This is a genomic window from Maribacter forsetii DSM 18668 (assembly GCF_000744105.1).
In the GTDB taxonomy this organism is placed as follows: domain Bacteria; phylum Bacteroidota; class Bacteroidia; order Flavobacteriales; family Flavobacteriaceae; genus Maribacter; species Maribacter forsetii.
In genome coordinates this window covers 2,803,918-2,824,770 of record NZ_JQLH01000001.1, presented here as the reverse complement: position 1 = coordinate 2,824,770, position 20,853 = coordinate 2,803,918, and the positions used below count along the sequence as shown (strand labels likewise).

Sequence of the window (20,853 nt, the reverse complement as noted above, 5' to 3'; positions counted from 1 at the left end):
ATTGATTGTTTATGCATATGTAATCATCAATTTATGTAACTTCTAGCAACTAATTCAAAAAACCATCATGAAACAAAGAACTACGCTATTAGCAGTCGCATGCTGTTTACTCACCTTAAGCTTTACTTATGCGAAGCAGAAAAAGTCAAAAAAACAAATTGAAAAATTAAAAACCGAAGTAGCGGCGTTGGTCGATGACAACAAAAAGCTTGCTCAGGTTATGGTCGATAAGATTTTTAGCTTTTCAGAACTAGGATTTCAGGAAGTGGAATCTTCTAAATACTTAACTGGAATTTTAGCGGAAAACGGATTTGAAATAGAGAACTCCATTTCTGGTATTCCTACAGCTTGGTTCGCCACTTGGAGTAATGGAGAGGGACCAACAATTGCTTTGGGTAGTGATGTGGATTGTATACCTAAGGCATCTCAATATCCAGGGGTTGCTTATCACAAGCCAATAGTTGAAGGAGCACCGGGTCATGGCGAAGGTCATAATTCCGGTATACCTATGAATATAACTTCGGCCCTTGCGGTAAAGAAAATAATGGAACGCGAAAATATAGGTGGTACCTTACTGGTATGGCCAGGTATTGCAGAAGAGCTAGTGGCTGCTAAAGCATGGTATGTAAGAGATGGGCGTTTTGATGATATTGATATGTGTATTTTTACACATGTTGGTAATAATCTTGGTGTTTCTTATGGACCAACAAGAGGTACGGGATTAATATCTGTAGAATATTCCTTTGATGGTGAAGCGGCTCACTCCGCAGGCTCGCCATGGAGAGGTAAAAGTGCCTTAGATGCTGCAGAGTTAATGAATATTGCTTGGAATTATAAGAGAGAGCATTTACATCCTTTAAAACGTTCACATTCTATTTTTACGGATTCTGGTGATCAACCTAACGTGGTACCGTCAAAAGCGGCGGTATGGTTCTATTTTAGAGATATTAAGTATGAGGGAATTATGGAAATGTACGCTATGGCTAATGATATGGCTAAGGGCGCAGCATTGATGACAGGAACTACAATGACTTCTAAGGTTTTGGGTACGGCATGGCCAAGACATTATAATAAGGTCATTGCAGAAACTATGTATTCCAATATAAAAGAAGTAGGATTGCCAGATTGGTCTGAAGCCGATCAACAACTGGCTAAGGCAGTGCAAAAAGAAGTGAATTCTGAAAAGATAGAAGGTTTACCGCTAGAATTGGCAGAATTAGGACTGCCGGTCTTGGAACCAATTAGTGGGGGGTCAGATGATATAGGCGATATATCTTGGAAGGTACCTACGGTAACGTTGCGATATCCATCTAACATCCCAGGATTGCAAGGGCATCATTGGAGTAACGCCATAACAATGGCAACACCAATTGCCCATAAAGGGGTAGTAGCAGGTGCAAAAGTAGAGGCTATGACTATAATAGACTTTTTATTGAAGCCAGATTTATTAGAAGGTGCTTGGGATTATTTTAATAACGAACAGCAAAAAGAGACAAAGTACCGCCCTATGATTTCTGAAAGCGATTTACCTCCAATTTATTTGAACAAGGATAAGCAAGACCAATTTAGATCAGAATTGGAAAAATACTATTACGACGAAACAAAGTACGATACTTATTTGGAGCAATTGGGTATTGAATATCCTACTTTGAAAGATTAGGTAACTGAATACTATCCATCAAAAAAGCCTTTAAATTCATTAGAATTTAAAGGCTTTTTTAATTTATATACTTCTAAAGCTTAAATGCTTTTTTCTAGCAAGGCCATATAAAAGCCGTCATAGCCGCTTTTAGAAGCATATATCTTTTTATCTTTTACCAGGGTAAAATCTTTTCCTTCTTCAGACTTCAAGAAAGACTGCACTTGGTGGCTGTTTTCTTGAGGAAGAATAGAACAAGTAGCGTAAACCATTTTTCCGCCAGGTTTCACTATTTTGCTATAGTTTCTAATGATTTCGTGCTGGGTTTTTACAATTTTATCAAGAAATTCAGGCTTCATTTTCCATTTAGAATCCGGATTTCTTCTTAGTACTCCAAGTCCGGTGCAGGGTGCATCAATAAGTACTCTATCGGCGCTACCATAAAGTTTCTTGTATACCTTTGTAGAATCTATTTCGCGAACTTCAATATTGTGTGCGCCATTACGTCTGGCACGTCTTTTAAGTTCTTTCAATTTACTGCCGTAAATATCCATAGAAATCAATTGCCCTTTGTTTTCCATTAATGCAGCTAAGTGCAGTGATTTTCCACCGGCACCGGCACACGTATCTATTACACGTTGCCCGGGTTCCACATCTAAGAATTCGGCAACCAGTTGTGATGAAGCATCTTGTACTTCAAACATTCCGTTTTTAAAAGCTTGGGTAACAAAAACATTTGCTCTTTCAACCAATTTTAGGGCAGAGGCATATCCTCTAATTGGTTCGGCAACAATATTTTCGTCCAATAATGCTTTGCGCAATTCTTCTTTGTTTGTTCTTAAAGTATTGGTACGCAAGATTACTTCTGCAGGCTGATTTAGTTTGGCTAGCTCTTCGGTCCATAATTTTTCACCCAAAGCTTTTTCGCATAACTCATCAATCCAATCCGGCACAGCTTCTCTAAATTTTCTAATTTGAGAAAGCTCGTCGAATTTTCCTTTAATTCTTCTTTCAGGTGTAGGTTCTATCTGTTTCCAATCTGGTAATTTAATACCTTTTAAAACAGCCCAAACAGCCCACATACGAAAAAGATCTGGTCTGCTAAAAGGAGCTTTAACCTCTGCTATTTCAGTATATAAACGTTTGTAGCGTACCATTTCATAAGTGGTCTCGGCAATAAAACCTCGGTCTCTAGAGCCCCATCGCTTATCGTATCGTAGTACTTTTTGAACCACCTTATCGGCATATTCGTTTTCGTTGAAGATGAGGTTTAAGGCGTCTATTACGGCAAACACCAAATTTCTGTGTAATTTCATTAGAGTAGCTATTATTACTTTATCAGAAGGTTTGAGGCCGTCATTGTATTGATTATCGATTAGATAGGCTTATGTCCTTCAAAAATTTATGGCTGCAAAGGTATTGTTTTAGAAGCGATTCCATTTATTTTTGAGCAACTTTATACCATAATCCTATGCGTTATATTTTTCTTTTAGTCATTTTGATGTGTTCATGTTCAGAAAGTAAGCATCCAACTACGTTTAATACGGTAGATATTGAAACCATATATTCAGATTCTTTAAGTATTAGGGCTATAGAACTGATAGGTAATAGTTTGGCATTCGCTGCAAATAAGGGCACGTTTGGTACTGTGGATTTGGTCACTGGTAAAGTACGTGCGAATATTGAAAAATACCACACTAGTGTACCTTCGTTTAGGGCAGTAGCCCATACGAATACCGATTTTTTTATGCTTTCAATTGAGTCGCCTGCACTTCTTTATAAAACAGGGGAAAACGGTAGAATGGAGCTAGTTTATAAAGAGGAGGGAGAAGGTGTTTTTTATGATGCCATGACTTTTATGAACGATAAAGACGGAATTGCCATAGGAGATTCTGTAAAGGGATGTTTAAGTGTTATTATAACTTCGGATGGTGGACTTACTTGGACAAAATTGACGTGTTCTCAATTACCGGAAGGTATTGATGGTGAAGGAGCTTTTGCGGCAAGTAATACTAATATCAAAACAATAGGGGATACTATTTGGATGGCGACCACAACTGGAAGAATTCTGTTTTCTTCGGATAAGGGTGAATCATGGGAAACTTATCAAACTCCCATCAGAAATACGGTAGCAACAGAGGGTATTTATTCCATAGATTTCTATGATGAAAGTTTAGGATTTGCCATTGGTGGAGATTACACAAATCCGAATAATGCTGTGGCTAATAAAGCGATTACCAAAGATGGAGGAAAAACTTGGAACTTGGTAGCTGACGGAATTGCCCCGGGTTATAAAAGTTGTGTGCAATTTGTTCCTGGTACTAATGGAAATGGGCTTGTAGCTATAGGTTTTACAGGTATATCGTATTCATCGGATATGGGTAAAAGTTGGAAAGAACTATCAAAGGAGCCTTTTTTTACTATACGTTTTAAAAATGATACTATAGCCTATGCTGCTGGTAAGAATCGTATATCTAAATTAACCTTTAAGTAGTTATTTACCGCCCTTGTTTTGGCGATATTGCTTCATTAATTGACGCTTAAATTCTTCTTCTGATCTTAATAACAGCAGTGTTTTCTTTGCCGAAATTACTGTACTTACATTTTTAAGGAAATTAGTATCCAAAGCTTCTTCTTCCTCTTCAATTTTAATATGTAATGCTAAAAGGTTCTCGGCTTCTTTTTCCGTTAAAGCATCAGAGTCTTTGATTTTACTTCTAATTTCTTGATGACCTTTTTTACGTAAAGCATTTCTTTTCTTTTGGTACTCATTGTATACAGGCCAAAACTCCTGGGCTTCTTTGGTATTCAAAGAAAGCTTTTCAGTAATGAAAGCTACTTTTAAGGTATTTATTTTCTCCCAATCTTGGTTTCTCTGCCCAAAAGAGAAGGTGGTTACAAATAGGAATATTGTAATTATAAATTTATTCATTGTAGTCAATATTTAGTTCATCAAAATCACTCACATTTTCATTTAAGTAATCTAAAAGATTATCACTTTCTATAGGTGCGCTTAAAAAATCTGAATATTCCGTATTCGTTACAGGTAATACTTCTGCAATTTCATATGGTGAAAGTTCAAAATCATTATTTTCAAAATAGGCTTCAATATCAGCATTCGCCAAATCGCTAAAAGTTAATTCACTTGAAGAATTCCAATTATAATTTAAAGCTATGAGCACAATAGCGGCAATTGAGGCAGCTACGGCTATTATTTTTTTAATAGGAAAAAGCGGAATCACTTTTGGCTCATTCTCAATTTTTCCTTTAAGGGTATCATGGAAAGATTCAAAATAATTATCAGGCACTTTAAATGCACCATCCTTTGGGATAATGCTTTCTGGTTTAGATAATTTATCCATCAATTTATTCTCAAAGCTATCGAAATAGCCTTCTGGAGTTTTAAACGGATTATTTTTGTTTTTGTTCATGATACTAGTTTGACAATCAATTGTATAAAAGGTTTAATCTTCTTTCAAATACTGTTCTAGTTTTTTAACAGCTAAATGGTAAGAAGCTTTAAGTCCGCCAACAGAGGTGTTCAATATTTCTGAAATTTCTTCATATTTTAACTCCTGAAAGTATTTCATATTAAAAACTAGCTTCTGTTTTTCAGGAAGCGTTGTAATAGCTTTTTGAAGTTGAAGTTGAATTTCATCACCTTCAAAATATACATCTGCTTCTAAGTTAGACACCAATTTATCTTGATAATCAGTATCAGAAACTCCTTGAAGTTTAGCTCGTTTTTTTATGAAATTTAAAGCTTCATTAGTTGCAATACGGTACATCCAAGAAAATAGTTTGCTGTCTCCTTTAAATCCGTCTATGTTTTTATAAACTTTAATAAAGGTATTTTGCAAAACATCATCTGCGTCTTGGTGATTTAATACAATACTTCGTATTTGCCAATACAGCCGCTCTTTGTAGGTATTTACCAATACCTCAAAAGCTTGCGCCTGCTTGCTTTTTGTTTTTAAATCCAATACTAATGCTTCCTCTTCGATCACCTAGAATTGAGGTTTGTTTATCCTTAGACTATGAAGTTAAACAAAGGTTTAATCTTTTGATTAAGTTTTAATGCTTTTTGCATCTAAACCTAATATTTTACTAATCTATTCGTTCTAAAATAAACCAAAACTTAATTTTATGACTTTAAAGAAAAATTTTTTATTGATGTGTCTTTTTGTATCTACATTATCTATAATCTCATGTAGTAATGATGACGAAGATGTTATGGAGCAAAGTGAAGAGGAAGTTGCAGAACTTGCTAGTTTTATGCTTTATGAAAATGTTGAATTTGAAGTAGATACAGAAGGATTGGACTCAAAACGATTCTTTTCTACAATAACCGGAAGTTTATACACTTATAATGAAATTGATGCTGAAATTGCACTAACAATTGATTTGGCATGGTACGATATGAGTCCGTCAAATCCTGGTTTCTTATTTTGGATGAGCCCTGATGATTTGTTTCAAGATGAGCAAATAGAAGGTGGTACAACGACCAAAATGGAAAATACAGCAGATCAAATGACGGTTGAGGAATTTGATGCTATAACCGACGAAAGTGCACTTATTGATTTAGTTATTGAGAATGAAGATGAGGCAATGGGTCCTCAAGATTATCCGACTATTGTTTTATTTGAAAATGCAGCAGGACATAAAGGTGCTATTAAAATGAAGAGTAACGACGGTCAAATAATGATTGTAGATATTAAAGTGGCTCGATAGTTAAGAATTAATGATATAATATGAAAGCCATCTGAAAAGATGGCTTTTTTAATGTATAATTTTTAGGAATAACTCAGTATAAATTTATACCAAAGATTGCATCTGTACAAGTTTTTTGTACGTACCATTTAGTTCTAAAAGCTCTGTATGAGTACCCTGTTCAACAATTTCTCCTTTTTGAAGTACAACAATAGTATCTGCATTTTGTATAGTAGAAAGTCTATGTGCAATAACAATAGAAGTTCTGTTCTTCATCATCTTTTCAAGAGCATCTTGTACTAAGCGCTCGCTTTCGGTATCTAAAGCAGAGGTGGCTTCGTCCAAAATCATGATTGGAGGATTTTTTAAAACCGCTCTAGAAATAGATAAGCGTTGTTTTTGTCCGCCACTTAGTTTATTACCGCTATCACCAATGTTGGTATCGTAGCCATTGGGTAAATCCATTATAAAATCATGGGCATTGGCAATTTTTGCAGCTTCAATAATTTCTTCATCAGTGGCATTCTCTTTTCCTAATCCGATGTTGTTTTTAACCGTGTCATTAAATAAGATAGAGTCTTGTGTAACTAACCCCAGTAAACCACGTAAAGACTTTTTACTAAGGTTTTTAATGTTGTTACCATCAATGCTAATATCACCCTCATTAACATCATAGAAACGAGTAACAAGATTTGCTATGGTACTTTTACCACTACCGGATTGCCCAACTAGGGCAACGGTTTTCCCTTTTTCAACAGTTAAGTTGAAGTTTTTCAATACATAATCATCTTCGTATTTAAAAGAGATGTTGTTAATGTTTACAGCTGTATCAAAGGTTTCTTGATTTATAGGATTATCAATTTCAGAAATAGGGTTATCAGTTTCTAAAATTTCCATTACTCGTTCTGCTGCTGCGTTACCTTTTTTAACACTGTAAGAAGCTTTACTTATAGCCTTAGCAGGAGTTAATATTTGATATGACAAAGTCATGTAAGTAATAAACAAACTGCCTTCAAGAGTTTTTTCCACCAAAACCATTTGTCCGCCATACCATAGAATTACGCCAATGGCTGCAATACCAAAAAATTCACTTGTAGGGGATGCCAAATTTTGTCGATTTAGCAGGCTATTGGAAAAATTAAAAAAACGTTTAGTTGAAGCTTGAAATTTCTTTGCAAATACAGATTCCGAATTAAAAGCTTTTATAACTCGCAATCCTCCTAAGGTTTCTTCAAGAATAGATAGAAAGTAACCTTGCTCACTTTGAACTTTGTCAGATTTTCGTTTTAACGATTTTCCGATTAATGAAATCAAAAAACCCGAAAGCGGAAGAAATAGAAAAACGAACAAAGTCAATTTCGGACTAATAGAGAGCATGGCTATAATTGTAAAAATTATAGTTAACGGTTCCCTGACAATCAGCTCTAAAATGGACAAAAATGAATGCTGAATTTCTAGCACATCAGAGGTGATACGGGCTATAGTATCGCCTTTTCTCTTTTCAGAATAATAGGAAATAGGTAATTCTACAGTCTTGTCGTAGAGTTCGTTACGTAAATCTTTAAGTACGCCATTACGTAAGAACGTAATGAAATACATAGCTAGATAGTTAAAAAGGTTTTTTAGAAGGAACATAGTGATAATTATACCAACCATGAACATTAGCACTTCTCCAGGGTCACTATCTTTACTTCTTTCCGTTACAAAATAGTTTAGATAATCTATACCGTAATCTTTTAATTCAGATATGCCATTCCATTTCGGTTTAGTGTATACTTCTTCTGTTTTATCAAATAACACCGTCAACATTGGAAATAATGAAATCATCGCCAATGTTGAAAACAGTGCATAAAAGATGTTAGATATAATATTTAAAATTGCATATATCTTGTAAGGCTTCGCAAAGCGAAGAATCTTTTTGAAATAGTTCATTAAGCTAAATTAAGCTCAGCAAGAATACTCTTGACTTTATTTTCAAGTTCTGCAGCCACTTTTTTATAATCTTCAGTTTTTTCTAATTTGGTATTTGTACTGATGTAGAATTTTACCTTTGGCTCTGTTCCACTTGGTCTTGCTGCTATTCTAGTTCCATCTTCAGTTTCGTAAATTAAAACATTGGATTTTGGAATATCAATAGTTTTCTCTTCGCCAGTTAAAACGTTTTTAGCAATTGAAGTGTTGTAGTCTTCAATCCACTTTACTTTAGAACCCGCTACAGATGCTACAGGGTTTTCCTTGAAATCTTTCAACATTTGCTTAATTTCTTCAGCACCGCTAATTCCTTTTTTGGTAATAGAAACTAAATGTTCCTTGTAGAAGCCATAATCAACATAACATTGAATTAAGTCTTTGTAGAAAGAACTACCATTAGCTTTTGCTTGACTAGCAATTTCACATGCCAATAGGGTAGAGGTAACCGCATCTTTATCGCGTACAAAATCACCTACCATATAACCAAAGCTCTCTTCGCCACCACCAATAAACTCAGATTCTGGAAAATCTTTGATCATTTTACCGATCCATTTAAATCCGGTAAGAGAAGTTTTAAACTCTACGCCGTATGCCTTGGCCATAGCTTCCATCATTGGGGTAGAAACTATAGTAGTCGCAATAAATTCATTGCCTTTAAATCCTTTTTCTTTTTTCTTTTCTAGAAGGAATTTTGTCATCAAAACCATAGCTTGGTTTCCGTTAACAATTTCCATTTCCCCATCAAGATTACGAACGGCAATACCTAAACGGTCACTGTCTGGATCTGTACCCACAACCATATCTGCACCAATCTCTTCGGCTTTTTTAACCGCCATAGAAAGTGCTTCTGATTCCTCTGGATTGGGAGATTTAACGGTTGGGAAATTTCCGTCAGGTTTAGCTTGTTCCTCAATGATAGTTACATTTTCATACCCGCCACGTTTCAATACTTCTGGAATAGCGGTAATTGAAGTTCCGTGTAATGAGGTGAAGACAATTTTAAAGTCATCTTTTCCAGCGGCATTAAAATTACCTGCTGCAACAGATTGGGAAATAAAAGCTTCATCAACTTCTTTATCTATTACTTCGATAAGGCTATCGTTGGGGCTGAATTTTATATCTTCAAAATCAAGAGAATTAATTTCAGAAATAATTTCTCCATCCTGTGGTGGTACAATTTGTCCTCCGTCTGTCCAGTATACTTTGTAACCATTGTATTCTGGTGGATTATGTGATGCCGTTAATACGATACCTGCATGACAATTTAAATGTCTTACTGCGAACGAAAGTTCTGGAGTAGTACGTAAATCTGAAAATAAGTAAACTTTAATATTGTTGGCAGAAAAGACTTCTGCCACCGTTCTTGCAAGCGTGTCACTATTATGACGGCAATCAAAAGCGATAACTACTTTAATTTCCTCGCCTTTGTAGACTTTGTTTAAATAGTTGCTAAGACCCTGTGTGCTTTTACCTAAGGTGTATTTGTTAATACGGTTTGTACCTACGCCCATAACGCCTCTCATACCACCGGTACCAAATTCCATATTTTTATAGAAACGGTCGCTCAGTTCTTCTTTGTCGTTAGCGATAAGGTGTTCAATTTCTTTTTTTACAGCTGGGTCGAAAAAATCGGTTAACCAGGTTTTAGCGGTATCAAGGATGTTATCCATTTGGTTTATAGTTTTATGTGCATTTAAGTTAGTAAGAATTTTACTATTCTAAAAGTGCTGTGTTTAATTCTTCTGAAACGATATATCTTTTTTCTTCTTTTTTAGAACGTATTAATATTTCCCCTATAAACCCTGCTAAGAACAACTGAGTTCCTATCACCATGGCTATCAGTGAAATATAAAATTGTGGGCGGTCTGTAATTAATCTTCCAAACTTGTTGATGAATAACTTATCAATACCTAAATAGATGGCGAAGCCAAACCCGATTAAAAACATTAAAACGCCTAACGCACCAAATAAGTGCATAGGTCGTTTACCAAATCTAGATACGAACCAAATGGTCAATAAATCTAGAAATCCATTAATGAAACGTTCCATTCCAAATTTTGTTTTACCGTATTTACGAGCTTGATGTTTTACGACTTTTTCTCCAATTTTAGAAAAACCTGCATTTTTTGCAAGCACAGGTATGTATCTATGCATTTCACCAGAGACTTCAATGTTTTTGACAACGTCTTTTGTGTATGCTTTTAAGCCACAATTAAAATCATGAAGTCGCACTCCAGATGTGCGTCTAGCTGCCCAATTAAATAATTTTGAAGGCGTGTTTTTAAAAATGATAGAGTCGTACCGTTTTTTTTTCCATCCAGATACCAATTCATAGCCTTCATTGGTTATCATATCATATAACTCCGGAATTTCCTCAGGGTTATCTTGTAAATCGGCATCCATAGTGATAATAACATCTCCGCTTACGGCTTTAAAACCGGCATGTAATGCTTGCGATTTTCCGTAGTTACGTAAAAAATGAATTCCTTTTACCGAAGGATTTTCATTGGATAATTCTGAAATGATATTCCAAGAATTATCTGTACTACCATCATCAACGAAGAGTATTTCATATGAAAAATGATTGGATTGCATTACAGATACAATCCAATCATGAAGTTCTTTAAGTGACTCTTCTTCGTTAAGTAAAGGAATTACTATTGATAATTGCATGCGCGACTTCTGGTATTGTCTCCAAAAATACTACAATTACTTAGCATTAATAAGCAGCTTCTTCTTTTTTCAAGATTAAACCGGTGATTAAGGAGAAGAATAATCCGATAAGTACATTAATTACAATACCGACAGGATACATAATCCAGGCAAATCCTTTTTGCATTTCTATACCTTGGTCAACTTGTTCTTCAGTTAGGCTAGGATTATCTGTCATTGCTTTAATTTTTCCAATTTCATATACCTTATCTAAATAGCCAGGTTCAATTACATTAGATAATATGAAGAAATATAGAAGCCCTACTATGGCGGCTATTAATGCTACTCCAGCTCCAACCTTTAAAGCATTGGAAAGACTTAAAAATCCGCCGCCCGCTTTTTTAAATTGAATGATTGCAAAAATGATACCTGCAGCTAAAATTAAAGTTTGGGTTATTTGTATAGCAGCACTTTGTTCATAATGCATCTCCATTACAAATAGCATTACTCCGAATACGACTCCAACTAGTCCGGTGAGTAAACCGTAATTCAGTGCAAATTTTCCTGTTTTAGGTTGATTTTCTTCCATGATATATAGTGATTTTAGGTTGTTTTGTATATTAGTATGCTATTGAGATATTATGTTACAAAAGTGATAAAATTAAATTTTAATATTTTTTTTAGTTTTGTAATTGTCTGTTTGTAGAATTTCACTATTTTTGCAGCCTTAAAATGAGTGCCCGTCGGAATGGGTGCGTTAAAGTTTTTAAAATGAAAAAAGACATACACCCAGAAAATTATAGAATCGTGGCCTTTAAGGACATGTCTAATGAAGAGGTATTTTTAACAAAATCAACAGCGAATACTAAAGAGACTTTAGAAGTTGACGGAGTTGAATATCCATTAGTTAAGTTGGAAATTTCAAGAACTTCTCATCCTTTTTACACTGGTAAATCTAAATTATTGGATACAGCTGGTCGTATCGATAAGTTCAAGAACAAGTACAAGAAATTTGTTAAAGAAGAGAAAAAAGAAGAAGAATAGTATTTTCATTTCTTCTAATAAATATAACGCCTTCGAAATTTTCGAAGGCGTTTCTTTTGCATTTAACTTTTAAATAAAGGAAGTTATCTATAATGTATAGATGCTTTAGGGTTATTTATTAATTTTGAAAAAAATCATCTTGTATGAACTTTATTCTTTTTGATGGTCCTCGTAGGAATCATCTTTTGCCTTTTACGTTTACGCGTCCGGTCTCTGAAATTCGTGTGGGTATAATGACTTTGAAAGAACGATGGGAAGCTTATTTAAAGGCCTCCGTAACTTCTTTAACTGAAGAATATTTGAGTATTAAGTATCCGGTTAAATTAGAAGATTCAAATATATTCATAGATGCATCGGTTTTACCGTCCATTAGTTTAATAAAAACAATTCATTCGTTAAAAGAGAATGAGGTAGTAAAGTCAGGTGATTTAATAGTAGCTTATTCTAGTGCATCGGTTAGAAATTCTGATGAGTTTAGTAATTTTACTGATATAGAATTCAAAAATGATTTGGTTCAAATCAATAATACTTGGGATATTTTCGATAAAAATGCAGATATCTTACAGTCTGATTTCGATTTTATCACCAAAGGAAGAAAAAGTCAACCTATTTCAGAAACAAATCAATTGATTCACCCAGAGCGTATATTCCTAGAAGAAGGAGCAAAGGTGGAATTTAGTATTTTAAATGCTACTGACGGACCTATATATTTAGGAAAGAATGCTGAAATTTGGGAAGGTAGTCTTATACGTGGAGCTTTAGCGCTTTGTGATAATGCTATAATTAAAATGGGAGGTAAGCTTTACGGTGCTACTACTATTGGACCTTATAGTAAAGTTTGCGGTGAAGTAAGTAATTCCGTCATTTTTGGATATTCAAGTAAGGGTCATGAAGGCTATTTAGGGAACGCCGTACTAGGAGAGTGGTGTAATATTGGGGCGGATTCCAATAATTCCAATCTTAAAAATAATTACGCTAAAGTCCGTTTGTGGGATTACGCAACAGAGCGTTTTGAGCAAACGGGATTACAGTTTTGCGGACTTATGATGGGTGATCATAGTAAGACCGCTATTAATACCATGTTTAATACGGGAACGGTAATTGGGGTGAATTCCAATATATATGTTCCAGGATTTCCTAGAAATTTTGTTCCAAGTTTTAGTTGGGGCGGAGCGTCTGGGTTTACGGCATATCAGCCAGCAAAAGCATTTGATGCCGCAAAGGTAATGATGGCTAGAAGAGGGGTGGAGTTTGATGAAGTTGAAGCTGATATTCTAACCCACGTTTTCGAATTAACAAAGAAATGGAGAAAGTATTAAATAGTAAAGTCTGAAATTCAGCGAATTGGAATTTTATGGCTGAGTTTAGTTTAATTATTTTTGTGCATTCAAATAGATTAATGAGATGAAGAAGAAGGTGGCTTTTTACACTTTGGGGTGTAAGTTGAATTTTTCAGAAACTTCTACCATAGCCCGTAGTTTTGCAGATGAGGGGTTTGATAGGGTAGATTTTTCAGAAGAAGCGGATATGTATGTAATTAATACATGTTCTGTAACCGATAATGCCGATAAGAAATTTAAAACTATTGTAAAAAAAGCACAAAAGATAAATCCTGATGCTTTTGTGGCTGCCGTTGGTTGTTATGCACAATTAAAGCCAGAAGAATTAGCCGATGTTGATGGGGTTGATTTGGTTTTAGGTGCAACGGAAAAATTTAAAATCACTGACTACATAAATGATTTAACCAAAAATGATCACGGCAAGGTTCATTCTTGTGAAATAGCCGATGCTGATTTTTACGTTGGTAGTTATGCAATTGGAGATAGAACAAGAGCTTTCTTGAAAGTTCAAGATGGGTGCGATTATAAATGTACCTATTGCACAATTCCGTTAGCACGTGGTATATCTAGAAGCGATACTTTAGAAAATGTTTTAAAAAATGCTGCGGATATTTCTGAGCAAGGAATTAAAGAAATTGTTTTAACCGGAGTAAATATAGGTGACTACGGTAAAGGTGAGTTTGGTAATAAAAAGCATGAACATACTTTTTTAGAATTGGTTGAAGCATTAGATGACGTAGATGGTATTCATCGTTTGCGTATTTCATCTATAGAGCCCAATCTATTAAAAAATGAGACAATTGAGTTTGTTTCTCAAAGTAAAACTTTTGTACCCCATTTTCATATTCCTTTACAAAGTGGAAGTGATGATCTTCTAAAGTTGATGAAGCGTCGCTATATGACCAATCTTTATAAAGAAAGGGTTGAAAAGATCAAGGAGGTAATGCCAAATTGCTGTATTGGTGTTGATGTAATTGTGGGGTTTCCGGGAGAAACCGAAGAACACTTTCTAGAAACGTATCATTTTTTGAATGATTTGGATATTTCCTACTTGCATGTTTTTACGTATTCAGAAAGAGATAATACCCCTGCTGCTACTATGGATGGCGTAGTGCCTAATAAGGTAAGGAGCAAAAGGAGTAAAATGTTACGTGGACTATCAGTAAAGAAAAGACGCGCATTTTATGAGAGTCAGCTTGGAAATGAATTAACGGTGTTGTTTGAAGGGGAAAATAAAGAAGGGTATATTCACGGGTTTACCGAGAATTACGTAAAAGTGAAATCTCCATGGAATCCAGAATTAGTAAACACATTGCATGAAGTAAAGCTTACCGAGATTGATGCAGATGGATTAGTGAGATTCGAATTTGTAAATGAAAAAATAGAAGCGTAAAAAAAAGCCTTTCAATTGAAAGGCTTTTAAATTTTTTAGATTCGAATACCAATTGGTAACATCTCTTTGTACTGTCTCCTGTTCTTACGAAGAAATCCTGCTATATGAGGACTTGTTGGAACAACTCTAAGATTTCTTTCTTGAATAATACTTAGAACGGCTTTGATAAAGTTTTCTCTGAAAGCTTCATCTGTAATTTCTTCTGGAACAACTAATTTGGTAAGGAATACCTTGCGTTCTTGAGAAGAATATTCAATTCTGGCTAAATGACCATTTACGGTAGTTTCGAATTGACGCAGAAAAGAATTGTCATTAATGATAACATCGTTCATATAGATAATTTTAGTGTTGTTATTAGACAAAAAAATTACGATGTTCTCATATCGTAATTAGTCTTTAATAAATGCCGTACAGAATATAACTCATGTGAATACCTGAGTTTTTCGCATTATCTTACAAAAGTAGTTAAAAATTACTTAATTTCCTAGTTTTTACTACGTTTCGTAACTATACTAGCTATTATGATTCATGTGTATTGTATGCCTGGTATGGCAGCAAGTCCTGCTATTTTTGAGTATATCAAACTTCCAGATGAAAGTTTTAAGCTTCATTTGCTAGAATGGAATATTCCTACAAAGGGTATTTCGTTTAGTGAATATGCTAAACATATGTGTAGTAAAATACAGCATAAGAACGTGGTGTTGCTAGGGGTGTCCTTGGGAGGGCTCCTAGTTCAAGAAATGACTAATTTCATTGATGTTAGAAAGGTGATAATTATTTCTAGCGTAAAAACAAGGTATGAGTTACCAAAACGTATGTTGTTCGCAAGATATACGAGTGTGCATAAACTTCTTCCAACAGGTTTGGTCAATAATGTAGAATTATTGGCAAAGTATGCTTTTGGTGAAAGTGTAACCAAGCGTCTTTCGTTATATGAAAAGTATTTATCCGTAAGAGACAAAGGTTATATAGATTGGTCTATAAACGAGCTGGTAAATTGGAAGCAAGAGGTACCATGTGAGAAGTTAGTGCATATACATGGCGTAAAAGATACCGTTTTTCCTATAGAAAATATTAGTAACTGTATTCCTGTATCCAACGGTACTCATACCATGATCATACATAGGGCAAAGTGGTTTAACGAGAACTTGGCAACAATTATTTTGGAATAAAATAGTTCTATATATACCTTTGAAAGACAAGAAAGTTGTTAGAAATAAAATATAAAGATAAAATTCATGAAGACTATTAAAAATATATTGATGTTGTTGGGTGTGGTATTTGTTGCGGGTACATTGATATTTGCTGTGGGAAATACGGATAGTATTGCTAGTAATGACAAAGTTGTTGTAAATGATAGTGTTCAGAAAAATGTAGCTAAAGCATATAAAATATCATCTATAGATATACCAGAGAATTTAAATTTTGCAGGAGAAGTTGTTCCTCAGTCAGATCCTGAAATATTGGAGCGTATAGATCGCGAATTTTTGGTAAACACGTATTGGCAATCTAATGCAGTTCTATTGATTAAAAGAGCAAATAAATTCTTTCCTATCATTGAGCCAATTTTAGCAAAAAATGGCATTCCTGATGATTTTAAGTATTTAGCTGTAGCAGAAAGCGGTTTAACAAATGTAGTTTCGCCAGCAGGTGCAACGGGTTTTTGGCAAATAATGCGAGAAACAGGTAGAGAGTATGGTTTAGAAGTGAACTCAAACGTAGATGAGCGTTACCATTTAGAAAAGTCTACAGAGGTGGCTTGTAAATACTTGAATAGGTGGAAAAATAAATATGGTAGTTGGGCTTTAACCGCGGCAGCTTATAATGCAGGTCCTGGAGCTATTAATAAATATATGGGTATTCAGCAAGTAGATAATTACTGGGATTTGTTACTTGGTAGTGAAACTGGTAGATATGTATTTAGAATTATGGCAATCAAAGAAATCTTGTCTAATCCAGAAAAGTATGGTTTTCATATCGAGAAAGAAGATATGTACGAAGCGGTACCGACATTCAATGTTGAAATAGATAAACCAGTTAGTGACTTTGCTGATTTTGCGCAAGAATATGAAATCAACTATAAAATTTTAAAGCGCCACAATCCTTGGTTGAGAGAGGCGCATTTAAATAATAATTCTCGTAAAAAGTATACTATAGAAATTCCTAATAAAGGATATTATAGAGAAACTAAATAGAATTAGATTTTCTTCATTTGTTGTTGCATCATTTTAATTTGATCCGTCAACATATTATTTTTATCCAATTTCTTAGCCTCGTTTAGTAGCATAGTTGCTTCTCTCTTACGGCGTTTTTGCATTGATATACCTGCTAAGCTTAATTTAGCCATAGCAACATCGTAATCCATCGTTAATCCAAGTTTAAGGGCTTTCTTAAAGTACTTCTCTGCTTGGGTTAAATTGGTTTGCGAAAAAATGATGCCGTGTAGGTAGTTGTAGTATCCTTGTTGTTTAACAGTTAATGCCGCTTCAGGATTTTTAATTTTATCTAACCAGTTTTTAGTTCCGGTTAAATCTTGCTTTCTCATTCTTAAAAAAGCTAAAAGAATAATCTCGTTTCTAAAATAAAGAAAGATAAAAATTAAGGATAACAAGATTAAGAATATGCCATTTCCAATATTACCTTCTATAAATTGATACACAGAATAGGCGATTATGAGTCCGGCTATGATTAATTTTAAATTTTTATTGAACATATTTTAAGTTTATTAATCTAATTGATGGTTAAAAAAGCTTTTTGGTTTTTATTGAAACCCTATTAAAATAAAGCGATTACAGCGCTAAATTTCAATTCGGGCAAAATTAATCAAAAGCTTCGTTTTGTGACGTACGGATTTATAAAAATATTTTTTTTCATAACCCTTGCTAAAGCAAAAACTCTTTGTATATTTGCGCCCAGTTTTACCCGTCCAATGAAAAGGGCAAATTTCAAAATTAATACAAAGCATTTAATTATATAGGCGATGAGCAAGAGAACGTTTCAACCATCAAAGAGAAAAAGAAAGAACAAACACGGTTTTCGTGAGCGTATGGCTTCCGTTAATGGAAGAAAAGTTCTTGCAAGAAGAAGAGCAAAAGGAAGAAAGAAATTAACTGTTTCCTCTGAACCAAGCCATAAAAAATAATGATTTCATTGTTTTAAAAATATTTAGGTGTTACTTTTCTGAAAGTAGCACCTTTTTTTTGTCCAATTCCCATATTAAATTGTTATAAAATGCCAAAAAGAAAAGATTTAAATTCCATTTTACTAATAGGATCAGGTCCTATTGTTATCGGTCAAGCATGTGAATTCGATTATGCAGGTAGCCAATCTTTACGTTCGTTACGTGAAGATGGAATAGAGACTATTTTAATTAATAGTAATCCTGCAACGATTATGACAGATCCTTCAATGGCGGATCATGTGTATTTAAAACCATTGACTACAAAATCAATTTTAGAGATTTTGAAAGCACACCCTCAGATTGATGCGGTTTTACCAACTATGGGAGGTCAGACGGCATTGAATCTTTGTATTGAAGCGGATAAAAAAGGAATTTGGGAAGATTTTGGTGTAGAGTTGATAGGTGTTGATATCGATGCTATTAATATTACTGAAGATAGAGAGCAATTTAGAGAACTAATGTTGAAAATTGGTGTTGGCATGGCACCACAGGCAACGGCAACATCTTTCTTAAAAGGTAAAGAGATAGCTCAAGAGTTTGGTTTTCCATTAGTAATACGAGCTTCATATACATTAGGAGGAGCGGGAGCATCAATTGTTTACAAACCAGAAGATTTTGACGAGCAGTTAAGTTATGGTTTGGAGATTTCACCAATTCATGAGGTGATGATCGATAAAGCCCTTATGGGGTGGAAAGAATATGAGTTAGAGCTTCTTAGGGATAAAAATGATAATGTTGTTATTATATGTGCTATTGAGAATATGGATCCAATGGGTATCCATACCGGAGACTCTATAACAGTTGCACCAGCAATGACCCTATCGGATAGGACTTACCAAAAAATGCGTGATATGGCCATACATATGATGCGTAGTATAGGTGATTTTGAAGGAGGATGTAATGTACAGTTTGCTGTTAGTCCGGACGAAGAAGAGGAAATTATAGCAATTGAAATAAACCCTAGAGTATCTAGGTCATCGGCATTGGCTTCAAAAGCGACCGGTTATCCTATCGCTAAAGTAGCAACTAAATTGGCTATTGGTTATACGCTTGACGAATTAGATAATCAAATTACAAAATCAACATCGGCATTATTTGAACCTACGTTAGATTATGTAATTGTAAAAATACCACGTTGGAACTTTGATAAATTTGAAGGTTCTGACCGCACTTTAGGTTTGCAGATGAAATCTGTAGGTGAAGTAATGGGAATAGGGCGTTCTTTTCAAGAGGCACTTCATAAAGCAACGCAATCTTTAGAGATAAAGCGTAACGGTTTAGGTGCAGATGGAAAAGGATACCGTAATTACGAGCAAATCATTAGCAAGCTTACTATACCAAGTTGGGATCGTGTTTTTGTTATTTATGATGCCATACAAATGGGAATTCCTTTAAGCCGTATACATGAAATCACCAAGATAGATATGTGGTTCTTAAAGCAATATGAAGAGCTTTACTTTTTAGAAAAAGAGATTTCTAAGTATACGATTGCCACACTTTCAAAAGACTTATTGTTAGAAGCAAAACAAAAAGGTTTTGCAGATAGACAAATTGCCCATATGGTAGATTGTTACGAAAGTGAAGTGTATAACAAACGTACCGAGCTTAACATAAATAGAGTCTATAAATTGGTAGATACATGTGCTGCGGAATTTAAGGCAATGACACCATACTATTACTCTACTTTTGAAGAAGAAATAGAGAAGCCAGATGGTACGCGATATGTAGAAAATGATAGTATAGTAACAGATAAAAAGAAAATTGTAGTTCTTGGATCTGGACCAAACAGAATTGGTCAGGGTATTGAATTTGATTACTGTTGTGTACATGGAGTATTGGCTGCTGCAGAGTGTGGTTATGAGACTATTATGATCAACTGTAATCCAGAAACGGTTTCTACCGATTTTGATACAGCAGATAAATTATATTTTGAACCAGTTTTCTGGGAACATATATATGATATTATTCGTCATGAAAAACCAGAAGGTGTAATTGTTCAGTTAGGTGGGCAAACTGCGTTGAAATTAGCAGAAAAGCTTTCTAAATATGGTATAAAAATTATAGGAACAAGTTTTGAAGCTCTAGATCTAGCGGAAGACAGAGGTAATTTTTCTGATCTTTTAAAGGAAAATAATATTCCTTTCCCTCAATTCGGTGTTGCTGAAACTGCTGACGAGGCACTGGCACTTTCAGATGAATTAGATTTTCCACTTTTAGTAAGACCGTCATACGTATTAGGTGGTCAGGGAATGAAAATTGTAATTAATAAAGAAGAGCTAGAGGAGCATGTAGTTGATCTTCTTAGAAAGATACCGAACAATAAGTTGTTGTTGGACCATTATTTAGATGGGGCCATTGAAGCGGAAGCTGATGCTATTTGCGACGGAGAAGATGTGTATATTATTGGTATTATGGAGCATATTGAACCTTGCGGTATTCACTCCGGAGATTCTAATGCAACTTTGCCACCTTTTAATCTAGGTGAATTTGTAATGCAACAGATTAAAGATCATACTAAGAAAATTGCCTTAGCTTTAAACACCGTTGGTCTTATCAATATACAATTCGCTGTTAAAGATGATATCGTTTACATTATTGAAGCGAACCCTAGGGCATCTCGTACGGTTCCTTTTATAGCAAAGGCTTACAAAGAGCCTTATGTAAATTATGCGACTAAGGTTATGTTAGGTGAGAAGAAAGTTAAAGATTTTAATTTCAATCCTCAATTAGAAGGATTTGCAATTAAGCAACCGGTATTCTCTTTCAACAAATTCCCCAATGTAAATAAGAATTTAGGTCCTGAAATGAAAAGTACAGGAGAAAGCATTTTATTTATTGATAGCTTAAAAGATGATGAGTTTTATAACCTTTATGCTAGACGTAAAATGTATTTAAGTAAATAGTCCAGTAATAGGACTTATAT

General features: G+C 34.6%; 20 protein-coding genes. 10 read left to right on the top strand and 10 right to left on the bottom strand.

The annotated features are described in order from the left end of the window. Window positions 1-67: 67 nt before the first annotated feature. Complete coding sequence (locus P177_RS12140) at window positions 68-1,660, top strand: zinc-binding metallopeptidase family protein (protein ID WP_036155108.1); 1,593 nt, start codon at window positions 68-70, stop codon at window positions 1,658-1,660. 80 nt (window positions 1,661-1,740) lie between these two features. Here the strand turns inward: P177_RS12140 and P177_RS12135 are convergent, their stop codons facing one another. Further along, a complete protein-coding gene (locus P177_RS12135; RefSeq protein WP_036155106.1) occupies window positions 1,741-2,955 on the bottom strand; it encodes an RsmB/NOP family class I SAM-dependent RNA methyltransferase in 1,215 nt (404 codons plus the stop codon). Window positions 2,956-3,110: 155 nt separating this feature from the next. Here P177_RS12135 and P177_RS12130 point away from each other — a divergent pair, with 155 nt between their 5' ends. Beyond that, window positions 3,111-4,133 carry a WD40/YVTN/BNR-like repeat-containing protein gene (locus P177_RS12130; protein ID WP_036155104.1) on the top strand — a complete coding sequence of 341 codons (1,023 nt, stop codon included), beginning with the start codon at window positions 3,111-3,113 and terminating at the stop codon, window positions 4,131-4,133. On the opposite strand, the gene P177_RS12125 is transcribed toward P177_RS12130, so the two are convergent. The 3 genes from P177_RS12125 to P177_RS12115 are packed head-to-tail and all read right to left on the bottom strand — an operon-like array spanning window position 4,134 to window position 5,646. Then, window positions 4,134-4,571: a hypothetical protein gene (locus P177_RS12125; RefSeq protein ID WP_036155102.1), complete on the bottom strand. Its 438-nt coding sequence runs from the start codon at window positions 4,569-4,571 to the stop codon at window positions 4,134-4,136. It lies immediately after the preceding gene. Beyond that, a complete protein-coding gene (locus P177_RS12120; RefSeq protein WP_036155100.1) occupies window positions 4,564-5,070 on the bottom strand; it encodes a hypothetical protein in 507 nt (168 codons plus the stop codon). Before P177_RS12120 ends, P177_RS12125 begins: the two co-directional genes overlap by 8 nt. A 33-nt stretch (window positions 5,071-5,103) precedes the next feature. Continuing rightward, entirely contained in the window at window positions 5,104-5,646 is a 543-nt protein-coding gene (locus tag P177_RS12115) for an RNA polymerase sigma factor (protein ID WP_036155098.1), read from the bottom strand. A 139-nt stretch (window positions 5,647-5,785) separates the two neighbouring features. Here P177_RS12115 and P177_RS12110 point away from each other — a divergent pair, with 139 nt between their 5' ends. After that, window positions 5,786-6,370, top strand: coding sequence for a hypothetical protein (locus P177_RS12110; RefSeq protein ID WP_157486550.1), 585 nt, complete (start codon window positions 5,786-5,788; stop codon window positions 6,368-6,370). Between the two features lie 84 nt (window positions 6,371-6,454). Here the strand turns inward: P177_RS12110 and P177_RS12105 are convergent, their stop codons facing one another. From P177_RS12105 to P177_RS12090, 4 genes are read right to left on the bottom strand one after another with little or no spacing between them, the layout of a single operon-like run. Continuing rightward, window positions 6,455-8,281, bottom strand: coding sequence for an ABC transporter ATP-binding protein (locus P177_RS12105; RefSeq protein ID WP_036155094.1), 1,827 nt, complete (start codon window positions 8,279-8,281; stop codon window positions 6,455-6,457). Then, on the bottom strand, window positions 8,281-9,990 hold the full coding sequence (locus tag P177_RS12100) for a phospho-sugar mutase (protein ID WP_036155092.1): 1,710 nt from the start codon (window positions 9,988-9,990) through the stop codon (window positions 8,281-8,283). Before P177_RS12100 ends, P177_RS12105 begins: the two co-directional genes overlap by 1 nt. Before the next feature lie 43 nt (window positions 9,991-10,033). Continuing rightward, entirely contained in the window at window positions 10,034-10,993 is a 960-nt protein-coding gene (locus P177_RS12095) for a glycosyltransferase family 2 protein (RefSeq protein ID WP_036155090.1), read from the bottom strand. A 46-nt stretch (window positions 10,994-11,039) separates the two neighbouring features. Continuing rightward, on the bottom strand, window positions 11,040-11,561 hold the full coding sequence (locus P177_RS12090; protein WP_036155089.1) for a DUF4199 domain-containing protein: 522 nt from the start codon (window positions 11,559-11,561) through the stop codon (window positions 11,040-11,042). A 182-nt stretch (window positions 11,562-11,743) separates the two neighbouring features. On the opposite strand from P177_RS12090, the gene P177_RS12085 reads away from it, so the two are divergent. The 3 genes from P177_RS12085 (at window position 11,744) to mtaB (ending at window position 14,749) form a co-directional block, all read left to right on the top strand. Next, window positions 11,744-12,016, top strand: a complete 273-nt coding sequence (locus P177_RS12085) for a type B 50S ribosomal protein L31 (protein WP_036155087.1) — start codon at window positions 11,744-11,746, stop codon at window positions 12,014-12,016. A 143-nt stretch (window positions 12,017-12,159) separates the two neighbouring features. After that, window positions 12,160-13,335 carry a GlmU family protein gene (locus tag P177_RS12080; RefSeq protein WP_036155085.1) on the top strand — a complete coding sequence of 392 codons (1,176 nt, stop codon included), beginning with the start codon at window positions 12,160-12,162 and terminating at the stop codon, window positions 13,333-13,335. An 85-nt stretch (window positions 13,336-13,420) separates the two neighbouring features. Next, window positions 13,421-14,749, top strand: a complete 1,329-nt coding sequence (gene mtaB, locus P177_RS12075) for a tRNA (N(6)-L-threonylcarbamoyladenosine(37)-C(2))-methylthiotransferase MtaB (protein WP_036155083.1) — start codon at window positions 13,421-13,423, stop codon at window positions 14,747-14,749. Window positions 14,750-14,784: 35 nt separating this feature from the next. Here the strand turns inward: mtaB and P177_RS12070 are convergent, their stop codons facing one another. Next, on the bottom strand, window positions 14,785-15,081 hold the full coding sequence (locus P177_RS12070; protein ID WP_036155081.1) for a GNAT family N-acetyltransferase: 297 nt from the start codon (window positions 15,079-15,081) through the stop codon (window positions 14,785-14,787). A 189-nt stretch (window positions 15,082-15,270) separates the two neighbouring features. Here P177_RS12070 and P177_RS12065 point away from each other — a divergent pair, with 189 nt between their 5' ends. Continuing rightward, on the top strand, window positions 15,271-15,921 hold the full coding sequence (locus tag P177_RS12065) for a hypothetical protein (RefSeq protein WP_036155079.1): 651 nt from the start codon (window positions 15,271-15,273) through the stop codon (window positions 15,919-15,921). A gap of 66 nt (window positions 15,922-15,987) precedes the next feature. Next, the gene (locus P177_RS12060) at window positions 15,988-16,944 is read left to right on the top strand and encodes a lytic transglycosylase domain-containing protein (protein WP_036155077.1); all 957 of its coding nucleotides are present in this window, start codon (window positions 15,988-15,990) and stop codon (window positions 16,942-16,944) included. Between the two features lie 2 nt (window positions 16,945-16,946). Here the strand turns inward: P177_RS12060 and P177_RS12055 are convergent, their stop codons facing one another. Continuing rightward, window positions 16,947-17,462 (bottom strand): hypothetical protein, encoded by a 516-nt coding sequence (locus P177_RS12055; protein WP_036155074.1) that lies wholly within the window; start codon window positions 17,460-17,462, stop codon window positions 16,947-16,949. 267 nt (window positions 17,463-17,729) lie between these two features. Here P177_RS12055 and rpmH point away from each other — a divergent pair, with 267 nt between their 5' ends. Together rpmH and carB are read left to right on the top strand one after the other, a co-directional pair. Beyond that, window positions 17,730-17,891 (top strand): 50S ribosomal protein L34, encoded by a 162-nt coding sequence (rpmH, locus tag P177_RS12050; RefSeq protein ID WP_036155072.1) that lies wholly within the window; start codon window positions 17,730-17,732, stop codon window positions 17,889-17,891. A gap of 89 nt (window positions 17,892-17,980) precedes the next feature. After that, window positions 17,981-20,833, top strand: coding sequence for a carbamoyl-phosphate synthase large subunit (gene carB, locus P177_RS12045; RefSeq protein ID WP_036155071.1), 2,853 nt, complete (start codon window positions 17,981-17,983; stop codon window positions 20,831-20,833). Window positions 20,834-20,853 lie beyond the last annotated feature (20 nt).